This window comes from Anaerosoma tenue (genome assembly GCF_023161965.1).
GTDB classification, from domain to species: Bacteria; Actinomycetota; Coriobacteriia; order Anaerosomatales; family Anaerosomataceae; genus Anaerosoma; species Anaerosoma tenue.
In genome coordinates, this window is the sequence record NZ_JALNTY010000004.1 from 162844 (window position 1) to 181986 (window position 19143).

A 19143-nucleotide genomic window follows, 5' to 3' on the forward strand; every position below is an offset into this window, starting at 1 on the left:
TCCATCAGGAGGGTCATGACCGCTTTCGAGCTCTATCTGAAACGCAATGCGAAGAAGTTCGACGCGTACCTCGCGCGGTTCTTCAAGGACGGCACACACGAAGACATGGGCCGTTACCTGTACCGGTTGCTCGCCGACTACACCGCGAACGCCGGGAAGCGGCATCGGCCGCTCATCTGCATGCTCGCTGCCGAGGCGGTGGGGGGCGACCCCGAGCGTGCGAGGACGTCGGCGGCGGCGATCGAGCACTTCCACACCGCGGCGCTGATACACGATGACATCATGGACTCGTCGCTGACACGGCGGGGCGTGCCGTGTTTGCACGTGACCGAGGGCGAGGCCCTGGCGATCAACGCGGGCGATCTGGCGCTTGCGCTGGTGACCGGCACGGTGGTGGGGGACGACACGCTCGAGCCCGATGTGCGTCTCCGCGTGCTGCGCGAGCTGGTGGACATGACCACGCGCACGATCGAGGGGCAGGCGCTCGACATCGGATGGGCGCGCGACGACCGCTTCAACCTCACCGTCGATGACTACCTGGTGATGGCCACGCACAAGACGGCGTTCTACTCGGGCGCCGTGCCGCTGGCGATCGGCGCCATCGCGGGCGGAGGGACCGACGAGCAGGTGGCCGCGCTCCGCGCGTTCGGCGAGGCCACCGGGCTGGCGTTCCAGATCCAGGACGACGTGCTCAATCTGGTGGGCACGCGCGAGGCCACCAAGAAGGACTTCCGCAGCGACGTGACCGAAGGCAAGCGTACGCTCGCCGCCGTGCATGCGCTCGAGCATTCGGACCGGCGGGAGCGGCTGCTCGAGATCCTCGCGTCGCGCACCGAGGATCCGGCCCTGCTCGAGGAGGCTGTGACGATCATGCGTGAGAGCGGCAGCATCGAGTTCGCGCGTTCGTATGCGCGCGGGATCGTGCTGACCGCTCAGGCCGACCTCAAAGCGGCGCTGCCCAAGAGCAAGGCCCGCGACCTGCTGCTCTCGATGGCCGACTTCTTCGTGGAGCGCGACAGCTGAGACGCTGACTGAGCGCCGCGCGGCCACCGGGAGGTCCTCGTCGCTGTCCTCGCGCACAACCCGCGCTGCGGAGGACGACGCTCGCCTCGCGCGGCCACTGGGAGGCCCTCGTCGCTGTCCTCGCGCACAACCCGCGCTGCGGAGGCTTCCTCGGACCTCCCGGCGGCCGAGCGGAGCTCGCTGACGGGTATGATGAACGGGATAACCCGTCCTCGAATGGAGGCTCTCCTATGCGTGCTGCCAAGGTGACCGACAACATCTGGTGGGTCGGCGCGATCGACTGGAACCTGCGCGACTTCCACGGCTTCGAGACGCCGCAGGGCACCACCTATAACTGCTACCTCGTGATGGGCGACACGGGCATCGCGCTCGTGGACACCACCAAGGCGCCATTCGTGTCGGAGCTGCTGTCGCGCATCGAGTCGGTGGTGCCGCTCGAGAAGATCACGCACATCGTGGTGAACCACGTGGAGCCCGACCACAACGGCGGACTACCCGAGGTGATGGCGGCGATGCCGCAAGCGCGCGTGGTGGCTTCACCTGCCGGCGTGAAGGGCGTGGCCGAGTACCACAACGGACTCGAGGTGGAGGCCGTGAAGGCTGGCGATGTGATCGACCTCGGCGGGCGTACGCTCACGTTCCAGCCCATGTCGATGGTGCACTGGCCCGACTCGATGTTCACGTACTGTCCCGAGGAGCGCGTGCTCATGCCCAACGACGCTTTCGGGCAGCATGTCTCGAGCGACGAGCGCTTCGCGAGCGAGTACGGGTTGGATGCCGCGTTCCACGAACTCGGCGTCTACTACGCCAACATCCTGCTTCCGCTCGGCACCGCCATCGACAAGGCGATCACGAAGGTCGTCGAGACCGGGTGGGAGCTCGACGTGGTGGCCCCGTCGCACGGACTCATCTGGCGCGGCGAGGAGATCGGACGTGTGATTGAGTCGTATCAGCGGTGGGGCGTGGGAGAGAAGCGCGACAAGATCGTGATCGCCTACAGCACGATGTGGGGGTCCACTGCAGCGCTCGCCTCACGGATCGCGGATGCGGTGGGAGCGGCCGGGTGCGAGGTGGTCGTGTACGATCTCGCGGTCTCGCCGATCGCACACGTCACCGCCGAGCTGCTCGAGGCGAAGGCGCTGCTCCTCGGCTCGCCCACACTCCACCACGGCATGCTCTACCGAGTCGCCGGCTACCTGCAGTACCTGGCCGGACTCAAGCCCACCGGACGACTTGCGGCCACCTTTGGGAGCTACGGCTGGAGCAAGGGCGCGGAGAAGCAGATGCGTGCGCGGCTCGAGGAGATCGGCTTCGAGATGCCGTTCGACGACTTCACCGTGAAGTATCGGCCGGGCGACGACGATTTCTCGTCGGTTGCCGAGTGGGCTACAGGGATCGCCGAGGCGGTGAAGGACAAGCAGTAGGCGCGCGAACGGTCAGCGCTTGAGCGTGCTTATGCCGAGCACTTCGTATATGTGGCAGTAGCCTGTCCAGGCGCTGATCCACAGCGCTGCTGCGAACAGCACGCCCACGACGGCGCCCACCGGCCAGAAGGCGAGGCCAAGGCCGAGCGCCGCGCCTCCGAGGATGAACCGCACCACGCGGTCGGTGTTGGACACGTTCGGCTGCCGCTTCATCAGACCCTCCTCAGTGCTGCCGTCTCTGCGTCATGCTTCATCTGGTTTGTCCCCGGTTGGATCCTGGTGACCTACGCGTGCGCATGATGTTTCGACCGAACGCGCACCCGGGAGCCGACCATGTCCGATCCTCAACCACCGAAGCTGCTCGACATCATGGTGGAGGAGCTGCGGGCGCGTCATTACAGCACGCGCACCGAGAAGGCCTACCTGCAGTGGGTCAGGCGCTTCATACGGTTCCACCGAATGCGGCATCCGGCAGAGATGGGCGCCGAGGAGGTCAATGCGTTCGTCACGAGTCTTGCAGTCGATAGCGGCGTGAGCGCGTCGACGCAGACGCAGGCACTCTCGGCCGTGCTCTTCCTTTACAGATTTGTGCTGGGCATGGACGTCGGCGAACTCGAGGGGCTTGTCCGCGCGCGCAAGTCGACGCATCTGCCGGTGGTGCTGACCCGCGCCGAGATCCGGGCCGTCCTGGCCGAGCTCGAGGGCGAGTACTGGCTCATCTCGGCACTGCTCTACGGCACCGGCATGCGGCTGAGCGAGTGTCTTTCCCTGCGCGTGCAGGACATCGACTTCGGTGCGAACCAGATCGTGGTGCGCGACGGCAAGGGTGGCAAGGACCGCGTGACCATGCTGCCCGAGTCGCTGAAGGGCCCGCTCAAGGACCAACTCCGCCGTGCCGAGGTCGTGCACAAGCGGGATGTTGCCGACGGCTGGGGCAGGGTGGTGCTGCCCGAGGCGCTGGGGCGCAAGTATCCGAATGCCGCTGCGGAGTGGCGTTGGCAGTGGGTGTTTCCGCAACAGCGCCGGTGGACGAGCCGTGCGACGGGAGAGCAGGGCCGGCACCACATACACGAGACGCTCGTCCAGCGTGCGGTGCGTGAGGCGGTCCTGCGCTCCGGGGTCCAGAAGCATGTGACGTGTCACACCTTCCGGCATACGTTCGCGACGCAGCTGCTCGAGTCGGGCTACGACATCCGGACGATCCAGGAGTTGCTGGGACACAAGAGCGTGAACACGACCATGATCTACACACACGTGCTCAACAAGGGCGGGTTGGGCGTGCGGAGTCCGCTGGATGGGATGTAAGGCCGGTCCGGTGAGTGCCGGATTATCGAGACTGCATATCCTGGGCTGGAGATGCGACGTGAGAGGAATTGCGCTGTCTACACGGAACTCCATAACCTAGAATCAAAGTGAATTTGAGTCTGTCGAATCATTGTTAGACCTACGTCCGATGGGGGCGACGAATTGGATCGCGAGGAGCCACAGAGGGTGATCCAATCCGCCTCACGCGAGGTCACTCCCGCTTTCACCCTTCACCAGATGAGCTACTCTGCCCTACTTCACGCCAAGTCGGGCGGACGCGGCCACTATCTCGACACGGTCACGGCGATGTTGCTCTGCCCCTTGACGGTAGAAGCGGTGCTCAACCATGTTGGCGCGTATCTCTTCCTGGAGAAGTCCTACGAGCCAGAGGTCTGGGCCGCCGTAGAGTGGCTGCGTCCGGAGAAGAAGCTTGATGCCATCGCTGAACGTTCACGCTTGGCGATTGACAAGGGTGTAGCACCCTTTCAGGACTTCAAGGCCATGTTCGGCTTCAGGAGGCAGCTCGCGCACGGTAGGTCAGTATCGCTTTCAACAACTGAGATCCCCGCGCACGCCGTTGATGACGAGGGGTACCTGCTTGAGATGCGCGTTCCCGGCCTGCTTGCAGAGTGGGAGAGCCTGGTCGACATCAAGACCGCTGAACGATGGCGGGCGTCAGTCCGGGGCATCTCGGACGAGCTGTCGAGCGCTGCGGGTTGTATTGACCCTACGGTCGTTGGGAATGGCGTCACGTACTTGGGCGGCTTGGCTGCAGCATCGGACGAGGTCTAACCCGCGCATCCACACCGACAGCGCGCCCCTTACGATAGACTCGGGATTGTGGCGCTCGCAGGCGCGCTGCGGGTGATGCGCAAGAACGTTAGGCATAGCAGAGGGGGGATTGCCGTGAGGCGAATTGCGATTGCTGGTGGCATCAGTGGGGTGCTCGTTCTGGCTTCGATTCTCCTGATGAGTGCTGTCGACACCGGGCTGTCGCGACTGTTCGCGTTCATCTTCCTACAGTTTCCCGCGATGCTGATCGGTTACGTGACCGGCGGGGAGGCAGGCACCTACGCGCTGGCCATCGTGGCCTGGGTTCTCTGGAGCGTCATCATGTACGCGGCTTTGTGGTTTGCCGGTACGTTCGTCGGTGGCCTGAGGGCTGCTGATCGACCGGCGAGGCATGCCTAACCCGCGCTTCCAGCCGACGGCGCAACCGCTAAGCTACGAAGGGAGGCGCTCGGCCGCGGCTGAAGCGCAAGAACGTTAGGCACAGCACCAGGAGGTCGCTATTGGACGTGATCATCTCGTCGGAGGTTCTTTGGATTGCTCCTGCGGCGGCCGTTGTTGCGGTAGCTATTTGGGCGCTGGTTTGCTGGCGTCGCCCCGATCCTCCAATTGGTCGACAGCTGGTCGGCACGCTACTGCTGCTGCTGGCAATCGGGCTGTTGGTGTTTGTGGTCCGCGACGCCGTTCTCACTGCAATGAGTTTCGGGTCGGACGCTCGGTTCGATGCTATGGGGCTCGCGTTCACCCTTATCGACAACTCTCTCGGACCGCTGGTGCTAGCCGCGATCACCCTAGTGCTCTCGGGGGTTGTGCTTGGCCGTCCTCGCCGTAGGGAGTCGGTGGGGGAGCGTGCCTAACAAGCGCTTCCAGCTGACGCGCCACGGTGTAGGCTACGAAGAGAGGGCTTCGGCGCGCAGCTGAAGCGCAAATGCGTTAGGCAGGGCACTGGGGGGAGTCGCATGGGTGTCTGGCATATCACCTCCGGATTCCTCTGTCTCGCCGTCGGGTTGGTCCTTCACCTGGCACAGAGGCCCCTGCGTGAGTGGTCTAGGCGTGTCTATCGCGGCATCACGCCGCTCTTCCCAAACTGGTCGATGCGAGTGCCGCCTGATGCTCTGCTGTTCTTCGCTGTGGGCATCGTCGTCATTCTGTGGGGAGTCGTGGAGCTGGCGGCTCCGTAGGTCGCGGCGGCCTGCCTAACAAGCGCTTCCAGCTGACGCGCCACGGTGTAGGCTACGAAGAGAAGTCGTCGGCGCGCAGCTGAAGCGCAAACACGTTAGATAGCCCTGACTCGCGAGCGGCATCGAAGGACCTCGGTAGGGGCGGGCACCTGGGTCCGGTCGCATCGCTGGAAGTGCGGCGCCACCGTGCGGGCACCCCGTCGCTTATCACCGCAGCGCCTCCTCATCCGGGTGCACGCCTGCCCTCGGCGGTGATAAGTCCGTGGCTGGCCGCAGGCCAGGATGCGTGGCGTGAGCGCTCTTCGATCCCGGCAGCCTTCATGATGTCCCCGGCCGGTGTCTGCCGGCTGGACCGGTCTTCCCGCGGCAATCTAACAAGCGCTTGCACCCGACGCGCAGAAGCGGTGCGCTAGACTGGATCCGCACGGCGCGCGGGTGAAGCGCAAATGCGTTAGGCCCAGCTTGTCGCTTCCTGTGTGGAGGTCTCCAGTGATTGTCACATTCGAGCAATCGGCAGACCGACTGCATCTCGAGAGCAGGATGCGGTTGCGGTGGGGCCACGTGCGTGCGCTGCTTCTGACGGTTGTAGGAATCGTGGTCTCGGTGGGCGGTACTGTGCTCTTCTTCTGGTGGACGTCGCGCGCTGCAGGACTCGCACCACCCCAGCCTGACATCGGTGGGATTGTCGGTGTTGTCTCAGTCCTGGGCATCGCCGCTCTGGTGTGCCTGGCATGGGCTCTTACAGCGCGTGAGCGACTGACGGTAATCGGTAGGACTGTCCACTACGAGAGGTACATCGGTCCCTTTCGGCTGGAGAGTGCAGAGTATGACCTCCCTGCAATGACCGGGCTGCGCTGCGACGTCCTCGCACCAGAATTCCCTGTGAGCGGCTACGCTTCGCCACCGGATCCTTGTGCTGAGGCCGCCGCGGTGCCTGACTACGCGGTCGGCGACTCTCTGGCTGTTTGGTATAAGGGTGAACCATTCAAGTTCGGCCACACTCTGAATCCGGCTGAGCGATCCGCTGTCGCAAGAGCTCTTCTTGAGTACGATGCTGCTCTCCGGGCGCGGCTCGGCCTGGACCCAGCCCAGGGTCTTAGCGACGTTGGTGTCTGGACGAGTACACGCTCGCTAACGCTCACCACACCTGTTCCAATGTTCAACGCGGGATTCCTTGGACGCAAGTCGGACTTCGACAAGTGATTCGCGGGGCGGGCCTAACAAGCGCTTGCAGCAGAAAGCGCCGCCTGTCCGCGGTAGACTCGGGTGGCAAGGTCAAGGGGGCGGCGCTTCAGCTGATGCGCAAATGCGTTAGATAGCCCTGAGTCGCGAGCGGCATCGAAGGACCTCGGTAGGGGCGGGCGCCCGGGTCCGGTCGCATCGCTGGAAGTGCGGCGTCACCGTGTGGGCACCCCGTCGCTTATCACCGCAGTGCCTCCTCATCCGGGTGCGTACCTGCCTTCGGCGGTGATAAGTCCGTGGCTGGTCGCAGGCCAGGATGCGTGGCGGGGGCGCTCCTCGATCCCGGCAGCCTTCATGATGTCCCCGGCCGGTGTCTGCCGGCTGGACCGGTCTTCCCGTGGCAATCTAACAAGCGCTTGCACCCGACGCGCAGAAGCGGTGCGCTAGACTGGATCCGCACGGCGCGCGGGTGAAGCGCAAACACGTTAGCGTGAGCTGCGCTTTCCTCCTCGGCGGTGACAAGGATTCAGGGGTGCGCCGGCTCCAAGCGCGCGCATCGCAAGTCATCACGGTGCACCTCGTCGGCCGCGACGCGTCCTCGCCCGCAGGGAGTGTGTGTTCTCTCGGCGGATTGCTTGAGCGCACGTCACCGCCGCGACTGACTCGCAAACCGCTCGCCCGGAGTCGTGGATGCGCGCCAGGGGCTCGTCGGGGCGGTCAGTGTGATCGCGAATCGCACGCGGCAGCCGCTCTGCCGGCCTCTTTGCAGACAGTCATTGGGGAGGCGGACGCCACGCTAACAAGGGCATCCAGCTGACGGCCAGGAGCGCTAAGATGAAGAGAGGTGCATCGCCGCAGCTGATGCCCATTCACGTTAGGTGGGGACATGCGCAGAGCGTCGCGGCAAGGTCAGGCGTTGCGGTCGTTCATGAGCGCGTCCGCCGCGAGATCCGCTGTGCGTGCGTCAGCAACGCTGCGAAGCAGCAACAGGCCGTCGATCTGGGCTAGGGCCCCCAGTGCTGTCGCCCGCCGTGAGCGTCCTGACGCTGCGACGATCCGCGGCTCGAGCCAATCACACCAATCGGTCACAAGAGCTCGGACTGCGGAGCGATAGGGTTCGGAGCCGTCGCTGCCCAGTCCGACTACCTCGAAGAACAGGGCGAAGACACGGTCGTTCGCTGGAGTCGCCAGAATCGGCCACACCTGCTCCAGAAGCTCACGTGTGGTCATCGGCGCCGCGTCGAGAACGCCTGCGACGGTCTCTCTCAGGCGCTCACCGAGCACGCCCAGCACGGCCGTGGTTAGATCCGACTTAGTCGGGAAGTAGTAGACGACCGTGCGGTCGCTGATGCCAAGCCTGCGGCCTACGGCGCTGAAGGTTAGAGACGCGAGGCCATCCTGCATCGCGGTCTCAACCGCGGCGTTGAGAATCGCCTCCGGCGAATGTCGTCGATAGCTCATGGGTTGATTGTAGTCCTGACTACAACTATCCTCAACTGTAGTGATGACTACAATTGAGGAGGTCGGCACCTATGACTCTGGCAACACGAGACGGTCTCGTCTCGGGACTCATCTTGGGTACCCTGATCGCGTTCATCTTCGCGCTCGTGATTCGACTCATTCCTGATGAGTGGCTGGTCAATGAGCTCTACCGCGCACTCCTGTATGCAGCGCAAGTGCCGGCGGCACTTCTCTTCGTTCCGATCGCCACAGGGGTTGCGCGCTTCAAGAGCGAGAGTCCGCGTCACGTTCTGCTTTGGGCCTGCTCCGGGGCCTTGGCCTTCGACGGGCTCGTACTCGGCTTCTGGCCCTCGCTCTACGGTCACGATGGGGTAGCTCGTGCCGTGGTCGCCACTCTGCTGTTGTGGGCGTTCGCTTGGATCGTGGCCGCCGGACTGCTTGTGGCGCCCGACGAGGCGCGAGTCGCCACTGTCAGGCGCTAGCCCGCTTCGCGGCGCGGTAATCTCAGCAGGACGCATCCAGAACGACCGACACCTAAGCCGCGTCCCACCTAACAAGCGCATCGAGCAGAACGCCAGAAGGTAGAATCGGTCTGAAACCGCGTGGGCGTCTGCTCATGCGCAAACACGTTGGGCACACCACGCTGCGACGATGCTAGACGGTCACGGCACCGGCCTCGACTTCCTCGCTGTCCTTGCTAGCCGTCATCGAATGCGTGCGCTGCCGTTCGTGCAGTTGGTCGTAGCGCCCGTACATGAACGGGCAGTGCTTGATGCAGAGCGTGCAGCCGTCCATCGTGCTGAACGGTACGGCGCACTTCTTGTGATCTATGAAGACCGGACCGCCTTCTGGTGCTTCGCGCGGCTCCAGGAAGATTGCGTTGGCAGGGCAGTGCTTCACGCACGAGTTGCACATGTCGCAGTAGTCTCTGACCCATGCGTGTGGGTTCTCCTCGGCGAAGGGCAAGTTCTCGATATCTGTGTAGACGGCTGCCAGTCTCACGCGGGGACCATACGTTTTGGTGATGAGCATCCCGTTCTTGCCCACCTCACCGAGCCCCGCATCGCGCGCCATCGGCACGAAGCTGCCCTCGCTCCCCAGCGCCGGACCGGCATGGGCATTGAAGCCGCGCTCGCGAAGGAAGTCGGATATCTGATTGACCACGTAGCCGAGCTGGTAATAGGTGCGAAAGATTTCCATCAGGGTCGGGACACTCGGAGCCTGCTCGATCTTCTCGAGGTCCATCTCCATCGCAAAGACGATGGCGTTGGGGTACAGGATGCTCAGGTCCTTGAAGATGTAGTCAGGGTTCACGCGCGTGTAGCCGATCTCGGAAACCCCGAGTGAGCGGGCGTACGTCTCGAGGTCGGCCAGCGTCGTGGCATCGATTCGCGTGTTCCCGAGTCGCGGGTTCTCGCGGATGCTCGTGTTCGCCCTGCGCAACTCACGCATGTTCGCCGTCATCGACTGGCGGAGGCGCACCATCCTCTTGATACGTCCCCACAGGCTTCCGTAGTCGAAGATCAACAGCGGAACCAGCCGCGGATACCGCGCGTTCGGGCCGCTCGTCACCGGATGGTCGCCCTCGCGCAGGTAGTGGTCCTTGTCGAGGAACCACGGTGGGCGCCGGAACCTCTCGTGCAGCAAGATGCGCTTCATAGTCGGCCTCCTAGCTCGTGGGACTCCAGCGGGCGAGAAGCGCGTCCACATGGTCAGGGATGTACTCGCGCGACACGACGCGGCCCACGATGAAGCGTTCGTGGAAGAATGGGCCTGCTATCAATGACAGTGCGGTCTCCATGGGGACGTCTATCTCGAGTCCCCCCTCGGTCGCGCCTCGTTCGAGCAGCGCTTCGATCTCATCCCTGGCGTGCACCAGGACGCTGTCCAGGAATGAGCGCACCTCCGGCTCCCACTCGGCGCGTGCGATGAGCGAGGACATCGCGAAGGCGACCGGTGATTCGAGGCGGTCGCACAGGGTTTCGAGAATGTATACAAGGCCATCACGGACTGAGAGACTCTCCGGCGCCCCGATGGACAGCGATAGCGCTTCGAGCGCTCCGAGCATGAGACTCTGGCGATCCGGCCAGTGCCTGTAGACTGTGGCGCGTCCAATGCCAGCCTTCTCGGCAACTCGCTGATGAGTGACCGCCTCGGGGCCGTCCTCGCGCAGCAACTCTAGGGCGGCCGCGGTGACAACCTCCCGCGTACGCTCTATCCGTGGGTCTATAGTCGTTCCGTCCACTGCAACTCCGATCTCAGCAACCTGCAACACTATGATACATACTGTATCGATACGATACAAGGCGTATCATATGTTGTCAGAGGGTGCCCAACAAGCGCATCAAGCTGACGCGCACGAGGTTGTCGTATCCTGAAGGCGCATGGCGCGCAGCTTATGCGCAAAGACGTTAGGTGCATGCGATGAGGGGGATGGGTGTCGAATCCTGACCTGAAGGCGCTCAAGATTGCGCGCATCATCTCCGGTTGGCTTGCCCTGGTCGTGCTGCTTCTTCTCTGGAGCTCCTGGATGATCACCGGCGGCAACATCCCGATTGCGTCGCAGGACCGCGCATTCGTCGCGATTCTCATGGGGATGGCAGTCCCGGGCTTCGTGATCGGCCTGATGCCAAGGGTGGCACTCCGGCTCTGGCCCATCGCGCAGGGTCAGCCGCCCACCGTGCTGTACGCGGTTAGCTCGGTGCTTTCCGCTCTCATCATTCAGTTGCTGCCGTTGATGGGCGTCGTCGCCAGCGTAACGGCAGAGAGCATGCTTCCATTCGCCGGAGCGTTCGTCGTATGGGCACTTGCCGCAGTCTGGGTGTGGCCCAAACGCAGCCGGCTCGAGATCTGGATGTCGCGACAGTCCTCGGAGTCCTCGGCGCAGCACCTAACAAGCGCTTCCAGCTGACGCGCCACGGTGTAGGCTACGAAGAGAGGGCTTCGGCGCGCAGCTGAAGCGCCAAGACGTTAGGTGGAACGATAGGAGCGGTGCGTGCCCTCATCAGCTGATTTGGCGCTCGCAATCGTTGTTGTCATTGTGCTGGTTGGGTATGGCGCCTTCCTTCTTTCTGAAAGCGGCGCGCGGCTGCACGCTGACTACGGCCTATGGCTCTTCCGCTCGAAGTGGGGTCGTTTCCTCTACCCAGGTCCATGGTGGACGGAGCAGAGTGTTGAACGGTTCACTGTGTGGTCCTGCCGGGCCAGCGGAGCGGTGACGATCATCCTCGGCTTGGCCGTTCTCGCCTGGGGCACGCTCGGATAGCCGTCCACCTAACCAGCGCATCCAGCAGGCGCGGCAAGCGATAGACTGAACGGCAGGGAATGGGCGCGCTGCTGATGCGCTCATACGTTAGCGTGAGCTGCGCTTTCCTCTTCGGTTGTGACAAGGATTCAAGGTGCGCCGGCTCTAGGCGCGCGCATCGCAAGTCATCACGGTGCACCTCGTCGGCCGCGACGCGTCATCGCCCGCAGGGAGTGTCTGTTCTCTCGGCAGATCGCTTGAGCGCACGTCACCGCCGCGACTGACTCGCAAACCGCTCGCCCCGGAGTCACGGATGCGCGCCAGGGCTCGTCGGGGCGGTCAGTGTGATCGCGAATCGCACGCGGCAGCCGCTCTGCCGGCCTTTTTGCAGACAGTCACTGGGGAGGCGGACGCCACGCTAACAAGGGCATCCAGCTGACGGCCAGGAGCGCTAAGATGATAGGAGGTGCATCGGCCGCAGCTGATGCCCAAAGACGTTAGATGCACGAGGTGACCATGCGGGCGTACAAGCACATCGGGGTGATTGAGAACAACCGCCGGCTCGACTTCCTTTCGCGATACCGGAACGACGTCGTCGAGTACTTCAATCACTGCACGTCCGGGTATCTCGGTACGTCATGGACTGAGGACGACACCGCGCGGGAAGTTCGTCGTCGGATCAACCTCGAGACTGACGAGGCCTACGACGTCATCCATGCTGCCGGCATATCCACGACGATGACGTACACTCCGCCTCCGATGATCGGTGGATACATCCAGAACGTCGAACTGGTCCACAACATCTTCAACTTCGCCCACTTCGATCTCTCGCCGCAGGCCCTCATCGACATGGCTGAGCGAGCTGTGGGCGTCTACCAGCGCAATCACGGGGCCGCGGTGATTCGTACGCTCAACCCCTTCTTCTACATCGGGCTCGCTTTGGATGCGATCGCCCGATCTCCCTTCCTGCTCGCAACCCGCCTGGGATTGCCGGGTGGGCGGCTTGAGAGTTCCGTGCTGGGAGTCGTTGTACGTCTCGTCGTCTACCTCGCAGGAGCGATAGCCTCGGCATTGGCCATCCTCGGTTTCCTTGGCTACCTGGACGAGGCTCGGGCCGCAGTATCACGCTGGCTCGGCATCTAACCAGCGCATCCAGCCGGCGGCGCAAGGTAGTCTTGTGAAGTGAGGCGCACGGCCGCGGCTGATGCGCAAATGCGTTATGCCTGACGGACAGCAGCACTACGGGTTGTGACCGATCGCAGGTCGGTCGAACGGAAGTGTTCTGCTCCGATCCCCGCGCCAGGTGCCCGCGCTTCACGGTCTCGGGGGCAGCAGCCGGGTCAGCCGGTCGGCGGCTACGACGCGCCTCCGCGCATCTCCGCCGCGAAGACAGGTTCGAGTCATCGCTTCCGCGGCATAACAAGCGCATCCAGCCGGCGGCGTGAGGTAATCTTGTGAAGTGAGGCGCACGGCCGCGGCTGATGCGCAAATGCGTTAGGTGGAGAGCCGGCAAGGCTTCACTCGCGCTGGTTGTTGGTCATGCGTGCGGGGGCCCGGAATCTAGTAACCGACTGCCTGTACGCCGTACTCCGCCTCAGCCTGGGTGAATCCCTCGAAGATCAGCTGATCGATCAGTCCCTGGCGTGAGAAGGACGACATGTCCAGGTAGTCCTGCGCTTTCTGTGCCGCCTGCGCATCCCAGTCAGGGGCGATGTGGTCCACAGCGAATGTCGCGTCCTCGGTACTGAAGCCTTCGAACACCAGCTGGTCTATGAGCCCTTGGCGCGAGAATGATGCGAAGTCGAGGTAGTCCTCGCCCTTGCCGATCGCCTGCTGCTGACCCATCGTAAGCTCCGGTTCTGCGGGCTCCTCGACGACAGGCTCGGACTCCGTAGGCTGCTCGACGGCCTTTGATTCTGCGGGCTCCTCGACAGTCTCACTCGCTGGAGCGGCGCTCTCTGATTCGTTCGATGAAGTCGCCACCTCACCACAGGCCACTAACAGCATCAGCATCGCGATCGCTGACAGGATTATCAGCGCCTTCTTCATCGTGTCCCCCCTCGTCATCGGAGCCACTACTACGCGCATCCCGAAGCTTATTATAGTCAAGTAGGGGCGTCGGTTGCTCCCACCTAACCAGCGCTTCCACCCGACGCGCAGAAGCGGTGCGCTAGACTGAATCCGTACGGCGCGCGGGTGAAGCGCAAATGCGTTAGGTCGGCGCCGAAGGGGGGTGACGACTGTGGAATCACGCAGGAGGCCCATGTTCCTCGTCGCGGCAGTCGTCTGTTTCGGGATTGCCGTTCTCGCGCTCACCGGGGTGATACTTGCAGGCGATGTAGTGGGCCGCATCATCTTCGGTGCGGTGTGGATCGCTGTTGGGATTGTCTGGCTCGGCTCCTATTTCGGTGCGTTCTTCGGTCACCGAGGACCTCGGGGAAGCGGCGGCACGACCTAACCAGCGGATGGAGCAGACTCACGCCATGCCGCGGCTATGATGGCAAGGGAGCGGTTCGCAGCTCATCCGCTCCACGTTAGGTGGGCAGTGGCTGGAGGCTTGTGTGAGTAAGGTGCGTTGCAGCGATTGTCTCAACTACCCAGCCTGGCATCGGCAGCCCGGGTCCGACATGTGCATCTCAGTTGCCAGTGATCGATCGCTCGAATCGCGTCCCTGTGAGCCCAGGCTGCGCGGACGCCTTGGTCGTATCGCGCGATCTCGACAGGCGGCGGGTACCAGAGCGCAGGCACCTCGGCATGCAGACCAGCCAGACCAGTTTCTCGGCAAGCTTGTCGTTTGGATACTGGCGATCTTCGGAACGTTGCTCGTCGTGATCAAGATTCTGTCAGCTCTGTTCTGAAGTCTTGTCACCGGAGCCGCCTAACCAGCGCATCAACCTGGCGCGCACAGGCGCGCCGGCGCTTCGCGCGGTAAGCTGGTGGCGCGCAGGTTATGCGCAAACACGTTGGGCGCAACACACGATCTCGGGGAGGGGGGATCCTGGTGTTCCATCGGCGTGTCCTAGCCGTCGCTGTCTTGTTGGTCCTGTTCTGTGCGGCGTACGCACAGGCTTCCGACGGCTGTAGGACCCAGCCCTTCGATGACACGTCGCGCGTCGATGAGTATGCGGCCGACGAGAGCCTGCCGTTCCGGTTCCCCATGGACGAACTCTTCGCGGAGTCAAGCGAGTACCAGGCGCGCTTCCGCGAGTGGGCCGGTCCCACCGATGATCTGAAGTATCACGCTGCAGAAGACTACCACCAGCCAGCAGGCACTCCCGTGTACGCGAGCGCGGACGGCAAGGTGAGTTTCTCGGGCAGAATGGGTGGATACGGGTGGCTGATCATCGTCGACCACCCGCAGTTCGACCTCTACTCACTCTACGGGCACTTGAGCCCTAGCCGGTGGCGGATTGACGCTGGGACCGAGGTCGAGAAGGGTGAGCTGCTCGCCTACTTGGGCGACGAGGACGAGAATGGCGGGAGCACCGACTCCCCACTCGTGACACACCTCCACTTCGGAATGCGTGTCGGTCAACGCGGCGACTACCCGGGCAAAGGCGAGTGGCGTTGGATGGCTGGCTGGATCAAGCCGTGTCCCACCGACTTGGGATGGCTGCGCCCCTCCGAGGTGATCAACGCCCAAGGTGCGCCGGTCGGTGGGTTTCCCACGCCGCACGGCGGCTTCTGGGAGGTCTGGCGAGCCGAGATCGTGCTACTCAGCATCTACGTGGTCTCAGGATGCATGTGGCTGTTCTTCGGCACAAGACAACGCAAGCGGATCATGCTCGTGCTCGGGGGCCTCATGCTGATCGTTGTGGGATCGTTCTTCCACATCCGAGGGATGAAGGCCGGCGCGGGGCTCCTCTTGTTCGCGCTTGCATACGCCACGATCGTGGGGGTGTGGTTCGCTCGACAGCGCGGGAGTGGCGAACAGGTCCGGGGAGGGGCGAGTGGCTTCGACTCAAGTGGGAGTCAGCCCTGAGAAGCGTGCGCCCAACCAGCGGATCGAGCAGACACGGGCGCTCGGGAGCTAGAATCGAGTGAAGGCGGGAGCTGGCGCCCGGCAGCTCATCCGCTCGACGTTAGGGCGACGCGCAGAGGGAGGGGAGCGGGAGTGCAGAGAGAGCGTTGGGCAATGTCGTTCTGGGTGCGCTGGCTGGGGCTTGGACTCATGGTGCTCGCTAGCGTCCTTGCTAACGGAGCAGAGGCGCGGGCGGTGCAGTACAAGTACGACATTCAGGTGAAGAACCCCGCCTACAAGTACGGCACGAGCGGGTATGTGTACGTGAATCCAAGTCCGGATATCGCGGGTGCGAAGGTGACTGGCCTGGTGTCGTTCCGCACCGACTGGTCTGCGATTGCAGAGATTGGCCATTGGTGGGGGAGCGCGGGGATTTGCGATCAGTTCTACACATACACTGACTACTTCGCGCTGAAGACCGAGGAGGGTCTAGGGACGCCTGTCAAGGGGAGTTATCCGCGCTATCACACTGGGTACGACTACCGCGATGGGAAGCAGAACTACTGGATTAACAATGTCTGGATCGCGGAACACGCCATCTATCCATCGATGACATCGCAATGGCCAGGCGTGAATGTCGAGCGGACCACTGACTCAGTGTACAACGGAGACAACGTAGGCTGCTTCCAGACGCTGAAGTACAAGATATGGGACTGGGGCGTGTGGGAGAACTGGACCGGTCACACCCTCGAATATGACGGGGACATCCGCTACAGGCCAAGCTATATATCAAACAACCACGTGGATTTTGTCTACGGTTGGTACTGAGAGGACTTGGACAATGGGTAGATCGATTCGGCCGATTCTCGCAGTTCTCTGCGGTGTGGCAATAGTGGTGCTATTCGTGACTGCCTGCTCCGTGGAGGTTCTCGCTCCCGCTACAGATGAGGGCGAGTTCATCAACCCCGGGGCAGCGCTCGCGCCTACTGCAAACGAGGACTGGTACGAACTGATTGCACGCGAGGAAGAATACGGTATCTCGTTCCAGCGGATGCTCGAAGAGGTGCCTTACGCGGTCTTGCTGCGCGGAGACAGCTCATCTGTCCTGAGCCCGAACTGGGTGACGGTCGTTGATCAGACCCTCTCCGACGGGACAATCGTCACGGGCTACACGCTGCGGTACGGCGACCGTATTGCCCTCTTTGTTACACCAACTGACCGCAAGATGGACGCCAACACTGAAGCGAAGGACCGGGAGATCACCCCAGACGTTACGGGTGAGCGTCATCCATGGAACGTCGTATCCATCCGCGGGGTTGAGGGAGTTGCACGCTCGGCTACTACTCAGAAGTGGCAGTCTGGCGACATGATGGCTGTACCCTCAGTTGTTGAATGGCAGGTTGTGTGTGAGGGCCCCGCGCCGTTCATTCGGTATGCTCTTGTTGGCGATATCCCTATCGACGATCTGATCATCATTGCAGATAGCTTGAGGTAGGGTATTGAGAATCCGTTGTGCGCCCTAACCAGTGCTTCCAGCTGACGCGCCGAAGGTTATGGTGTGAAGCGAAGTCTTCGGCGCGCGGCTGAAGCACCCGACGTTAGACGCAATCTGGATTCCCCCGATGTCATCGCGCGCGGGTACAATCGCGATATACGGGTCTTCGGTTCACTGAGGTGATCAACATGACGGTCGAAGAGATCATGCGAGAGGCACTGACACTCGATGTCGAAACGCGGGCCTCGATTGCTCATGAGTTGCTCTCCAGCCTCGAGTCACTCTCCGATGCTGAGGTCGAGCGTCTCTGGGTGGCTGAAGCCAAGCGCCGCAGCGCTGATGTCAAAGCCGGACGGGCGCAGACTCTCTCGGCGCATGAGTCACTGGCCCGCGCCCGCGCCAATCGGTAACCACCGTGATCCTCGACATCCACGAGGACGCTGACCGCGAACTCAACGACGCAGCGAACTACTACGACTCGGAGAGCCCCGGACTCGGCACGCTGTTCCTCGACCAAGTTGACGACGGGTATCAGCGCATCCTCGAGAATCCGCATGCCGCAGCAGAGGTCGACTCTGACATCAGAAGGCTCGTCCTTGCGAAGTTTCCCTTCAATCTGATCTACGAGATTGATGGCGACGTCATCCTGATTCTTGCCGTTGCGCACCAGAGGCGTAGGCCCCACTACTGGCGCGAACGCCGGGTGGGATGAATCTAACAAGCGCTTCCAGCAGGCGCGATAGGCCGCTCGGCTACACTGTGAGCCACAGGCGCGCGGGTGAAGCGCAAATGCGTTAGACCCAACCATTGCAGGCGGTTTGGATTCCGTTAAGAATACGGTAAACTGTACGGAGTAACGTATCTTATCGGAGGTGTCCCATGGCTCAACTCCGCCCATCCACTGATGTTCGCCCTGTCACTGAGTTCCGCGCGAACACATCGGCCGTCCTCGACCAGGTCCACGCGACCAAGCGTCCGGTCATCCTGACGCAACACGGCCGCAGCGCAGCTGTGCTCATGGACGTCGAGGTGTACGAGGGGCTGCTCGACGAGGTCGCACTCCTACGGGCTGTTCGCTCCGGGGAGCAGGAGATGCTGCAGGGTGACTTTGTGCCGCATAACGACGTTGAGGCGCGCGTGCGCGAGAGATTCGCCAAGTGAGGATCGTCTGGACACGGCAGGCGCAGGTGATGCTCGACGAGGCCGTCGACTACATCGCCGCAGAGCGACCGGCAGCTGCGCTCCGTTGGCTCGATGAGACGATGGAGCGAGTACGGTCTCTTGAGCGCTTCCCCGATCTCGGACGCATCGTTCCTGAACTGCAGCGGCCTGAGATCCGCGAGGTCCTTGTCGGCCCGTATCGCGTGCCGTATCACCGGGACGAGCAGCAGGTCACGATTCTGGCCGTGCTCCATGATCGGCGCCTGTTCGAGCTTGGTGGCACCGATGAGTAGGGTGGGTCTAACAAGTGCTTCCAGCCGACTCACACACGCGCTAGGCTGGGCTGGAGCCGCTCGTTCGCAGCTGAAGCGCCAAGACGTTAGGCGGATAGGAGTGGAGGATGGGGGATTCCTACAGGGTCGGCCCCGCGCTCCCCGAACACGCCTGCTCGCTTCCGCACATCGAGCGCGCGGCCGCGGATTTGTTCGGGGATGCTGTGCCGGCGGAGCTGCTCGAGAATGTCACGCCCGAGTCCGTCTTCCTCGCCGCCCAGCAGGACGGCACGCTTTGGGTGGCGCTCGGTCCGGATGATCGTCCGGTCGGCTTCATTCGCGTGGTCGTGACAGGTCAACGAGTCCACCTCGCGGAGCTCGACGTGCTTCCGGCCCACGGGCGGCGCGGGATCGGCACAGCGCTCGTCCGGGCAGTGGGTGACTGGGCGCACTCGGAGCACTTCACGGAGATCACGCTCACCACCTATCGCGACCTGCCGTGGAACGCGCCGTTCTACGCCGGTCTGGGATTCGACGTCGTCCCAGAATCTGAATGGGATGCTGAGACGCGCCGGCGGTTCGAAGAAGAGGCGGGGCTGGAGTCGGAGCGAGCCAGACGTGTGGTCATGCGCAAACGGCTGGCTA

General features: G+C 63.0%; 23 protein-coding genes. 18 read left to right on the forward strand and 5 right to left on the reverse strand.

Annotated elements, in window-relative coordinates; genetic code table 11:
- Positions 1–15 precede the first annotated feature (15 nt).
- Positions 16–1023: a polyprenyl synthetase family protein gene (locus tag MSB02_RS10390; RefSeq protein WP_267195173.1), complete on the forward strand. Its 1008-nt coding sequence runs from the start codon at positions 16–18 to the stop codon at positions 1021–1023.
- Positions 1024–1253: 230 nt separating this feature from the next.
- Positions 1254–2447, forward strand: a complete 1194-nt coding sequence (locus MSB02_RS10395; protein ID WP_267195174.1) for an FprA family A-type flavoprotein — start codon at positions 1254–1256, stop codon at positions 2445–2447.
- Between the two features lie 12 nt (positions 2448–2459).
- On the opposite strand, the gene MSB02_RS10400 is transcribed toward MSB02_RS10395, so the two are convergent.
- Complete coding sequence (locus MSB02_RS10400) at positions 2460–2660, reverse strand: YgaP family membrane protein (protein ID WP_267195175.1); 201 nt, start codon at positions 2658–2660, stop codon at positions 2460–2462.
- A 120-nt stretch (positions 2661–2780) separates the two neighbouring features.
- Here MSB02_RS10400 and MSB02_RS10405 point away from each other — a divergent pair, with 120 nt between their 5' ends.
- The 4 genes from MSB02_RS10405 (at position 2781) to MSB02_RS10420 (ending at position 5398) form a co-directional block, all read left to right on the forward strand.
- Positions 2781–3752: an integron integrase gene (locus MSB02_RS10405; protein ID WP_267195176.1), complete on the forward strand. Its 972-nt coding sequence runs from the start codon at positions 2781–2783 to the stop codon at positions 3750–3752.
- A gap of 186 nt (positions 3753–3938) precedes the next feature.
- A complete protein-coding gene (locus MSB02_RS10410; RefSeq protein WP_267195177.1) occupies positions 3939–4544 on the forward strand; it encodes a hypothetical protein in 606 nt (201 codons plus the stop codon).
- A 114-nt stretch (positions 4545–4658) separates the two neighbouring features.
- The gene (locus MSB02_RS10415; protein ID WP_267195178.1) at positions 4659–4943 is read left to right on the forward strand and encodes a hypothetical protein; all 285 of its coding nucleotides are present in this window, start codon (positions 4659–4661) and stop codon (positions 4941–4943) included.
- A gap of 101 nt (positions 4944–5044) precedes the next feature.
- Positions 5045–5398, forward strand: a complete 354-nt coding sequence (locus tag MSB02_RS10420; protein WP_267195179.1) for a hypothetical protein — start codon at positions 5045–5047, stop codon at positions 5396–5398.
- A 2415-nt stretch (positions 5399–7813) separates the two neighbouring features.
- Here MSB02_RS10420 and MSB02_RS10425 read toward each other — a convergent pair.
- Positions 7814–8365: a TetR/AcrR family transcriptional regulator gene (locus tag MSB02_RS10425; RefSeq protein ID WP_267195180.1), complete on the reverse strand. Its 552-nt coding sequence runs from the start codon at positions 8363–8365 to the stop codon at positions 7814–7816.
- 71 nt (positions 8366–8436) lie between these two features.
- Here MSB02_RS10425 and MSB02_RS10430 point away from each other — a divergent pair, with 71 nt between their 5' ends.
- The gene (locus tag MSB02_RS10430; protein WP_267195181.1) at positions 8437–8847 is read left to right on the forward strand and encodes a hypothetical protein; all 411 of its coding nucleotides are present in this window, start codon (positions 8437–8439) and stop codon (positions 8845–8847) included.
- A 172-nt stretch (positions 8848–9019) separates the two neighbouring features.
- Here MSB02_RS10430 and MSB02_RS10435 read toward each other — a convergent pair whose 3' ends face one another.
- Both MSB02_RS10435 and MSB02_RS10440 read right to left on the reverse strand, forming a co-directional pair.
- Positions 9020–10024, reverse strand: coding sequence for a 4Fe-4S dicluster domain-containing protein (locus tag MSB02_RS10435; RefSeq protein ID WP_267195182.1), 1005 nt, complete (start codon positions 10022–10024; stop codon positions 9020–9022).
- Positions 10025–10034: 10 nt separating this feature from the next.
- Positions 10035–10610 carry a TetR/AcrR family transcriptional regulator gene (locus MSB02_RS10440; RefSeq protein WP_267195183.1) on the reverse strand — a complete coding sequence of 192 codons (576 nt, stop codon included), beginning with the start codon at positions 10608–10610 and terminating at the stop codon, positions 10035–10037.
- A 192-nt stretch (positions 10611–10802) separates the two neighbouring features.
- Between MSB02_RS10440 and MSB02_RS10445 the strand changes: the two genes are divergently transcribed.
- Together MSB02_RS10445 and MSB02_RS10450 are read left to right on the forward strand one after the other, a co-directional pair.
- Entirely contained in the window at positions 10803–11276 is a 474-nt protein-coding gene (locus MSB02_RS10445) for a hypothetical protein (RefSeq protein ID WP_267195184.1), read from the forward strand.
- 834 nt (positions 11277–12110) lie between these two features.
- Positions 12111–12752 (forward strand): hypothetical protein, encoded by a 642-nt coding sequence (locus MSB02_RS10450; RefSeq protein ID WP_267195185.1) that lies wholly within the window; start codon positions 12111–12113, stop codon positions 12750–12752.
- A 417-nt stretch (positions 12753–13169) separates the two neighbouring features.
- Here the strand turns inward: MSB02_RS10450 and MSB02_RS10455 are convergent, their stop codons facing one another.
- A complete protein-coding gene (locus MSB02_RS10455) occupies positions 13170–13658 on the reverse strand; it encodes an Ltp family lipoprotein (RefSeq protein ID WP_267195186.1) in 489 nt (162 codons plus the stop codon).
- A 214-nt stretch (positions 13659–13872) separates the two neighbouring features.
- Between MSB02_RS10455 and MSB02_RS10460 the strand changes: the two genes are divergently transcribed.
- The 9 genes from MSB02_RS10460 to MSB02_RS10500 all read left to right on the forward strand — a co-directional run.
- Positions 13873–14067, forward strand: coding sequence for a hypothetical protein (locus MSB02_RS10460; RefSeq protein WP_267195187.1), 195 nt, complete (start codon positions 13873–13875; stop codon positions 14065–14067).
- 543 nt (positions 14068–14610) lie between these two features.
- On the forward strand, positions 14611–15591 hold the full coding sequence (locus tag MSB02_RS10465) for a M23 family metallopeptidase (protein WP_267195188.1): 981 nt from the start codon (positions 14611–14613) through the stop codon (positions 15589–15591).
- A 132-nt stretch (positions 15592–15723) separates the two neighbouring features.
- A complete protein-coding gene (locus MSB02_RS10470; protein ID WP_267195189.1) occupies positions 15724–16398 on the forward strand; it encodes a hypothetical protein in 675 nt (224 codons plus the stop codon).
- A gap of 13 nt (positions 16399–16411) precedes the next feature.
- Positions 16412–17065: a hypothetical protein gene (locus tag MSB02_RS10475; protein WP_267195190.1), complete on the forward strand. Its 654-nt coding sequence runs from the start codon at positions 16412–16414 to the stop codon at positions 17063–17065.
- A gap of 188 nt (positions 17066–17253) precedes the next feature.
- Positions 17254–17475 (forward strand): addiction module protein, encoded by a 222-nt coding sequence (locus MSB02_RS10480; RefSeq protein ID WP_267195191.1) that lies wholly within the window; start codon positions 17254–17256, stop codon positions 17473–17475.
- Between the two features lie 5 nt (positions 17476–17480).
- Entirely contained in the window at positions 17481–17777 is a 297-nt protein-coding gene (locus MSB02_RS10485; protein ID WP_267195192.1) for a type II toxin-antitoxin system RelE/ParE family toxin, read from the forward strand.
- 167 nt (positions 17778–17944) lie between these two features.
- The gene (locus MSB02_RS10490) at positions 17945–18226 is read left to right on the forward strand and encodes a type II toxin-antitoxin system Phd/YefM family antitoxin (RefSeq protein ID WP_267195193.1); all 282 of its coding nucleotides are present in this window, start codon (positions 17945–17947) and stop codon (positions 18224–18226) included.
- A complete protein-coding gene (locus tag MSB02_RS10495; RefSeq protein WP_267195194.1) occupies positions 18223–18519 on the forward strand; it encodes a type II toxin-antitoxin system RelE/ParE family toxin in 297 nt (98 codons plus the stop codon). Before MSB02_RS10490 ends, MSB02_RS10495 begins: the two co-directional genes overlap by 4 nt.
- 107 nt (positions 18520–18626) lie before the next feature.
- The coding region (locus tag MSB02_RS10500; protein WP_267195195.1) for a GNAT family N-acetyltransferase at positions 18627–19143 on the forward strand (517 nt) is incomplete at its 3' end.

Bases quoted from the DNA above. Each gene is read 5' to 3' on its own strand.
- MSB02_RS10390 (WP_267195173.1), top strand. From the start codon at position 16: ATGACCGCTTTCGAGCTCTATCTGAAACGCAATGCGAAGAAGTTCGAC.
- MSB02_RS10395 (WP_267195174.1), top strand. From the start codon at position 1,254: ATGCGTGCTGCCAAGGTGACCGACAACATCTGGTGGGTCGGCGCGATC.
- MSB02_RS10400 (WP_267195175.1), bottom strand. From the start codon at position 2,660: ATGAAGCGGCAGCCGAACGTGTCCAACACCGACCGCGTGGTGCGGTTC.
- MSB02_RS10405 (WP_267195176.1), top strand. From the start codon at position 2,781: ATGTCCGATCCTCAACCACCGAAGCTGCTCGACATCATGGTGGAGGAG.
- MSB02_RS10425 (WP_267195180.1), bottom strand. From the start codon at position 8,365: ATGAGCTATCGACGACATTCGCCGGAGGCGATTCTCAACGCCGCGGTT.
- MSB02_RS10430 (WP_267195181.1), top strand. From the start codon at position 8,437: ATGACTCTGGCAACACGAGACGGTCTCGTCTCGGGACTCATCTTGGGT.
- MSB02_RS10435 (WP_267195182.1), bottom strand. From the start codon at position 10,024: ATGAAGCGCATCTTGCTGCACGAGAGGTTCCGGCGCCCACCGTGGTTC.
- MSB02_RS10450 (WP_267195185.1), top strand. From the start codon at position 12,111: ATGCACGAGGTGACCATGCGGGCGTACAAGCACATCGGGGTGATTGAG.
- MSB02_RS10455 (WP_267195186.1), bottom strand. From the start codon at position 13,658: ATGAAGAAGGCGCTGATAATCCTGTCAGCGATCGCGATGCTGATGCTG.
- MSB02_RS10460 (WP_267195187.1), top strand. From the start codon at position 13,873: ATGTTCCTCGTCGCGGCAGTCGTCTGTTTCGGGATTGCCGTTCTCGCG.
- MSB02_RS10475 (WP_267195190.1), top strand. From the start codon at position 16,412: ATGGGTAGATCGATTCGGCCGATTCTCGCAGTTCTCTGCGGTGTGGCA.
- MSB02_RS10480 (WP_267195191.1), top strand. From the start codon at position 17,254: ATGACGGTCGAAGAGATCATGCGAGAGGCACTGACACTCGATGTCGAA.
- MSB02_RS10490 (WP_267195193.1), top strand. From the start codon at position 17,945: ATGGCTCAACTCCGCCCATCCACTGATGTTCGCCCTGTCACTGAGTTC.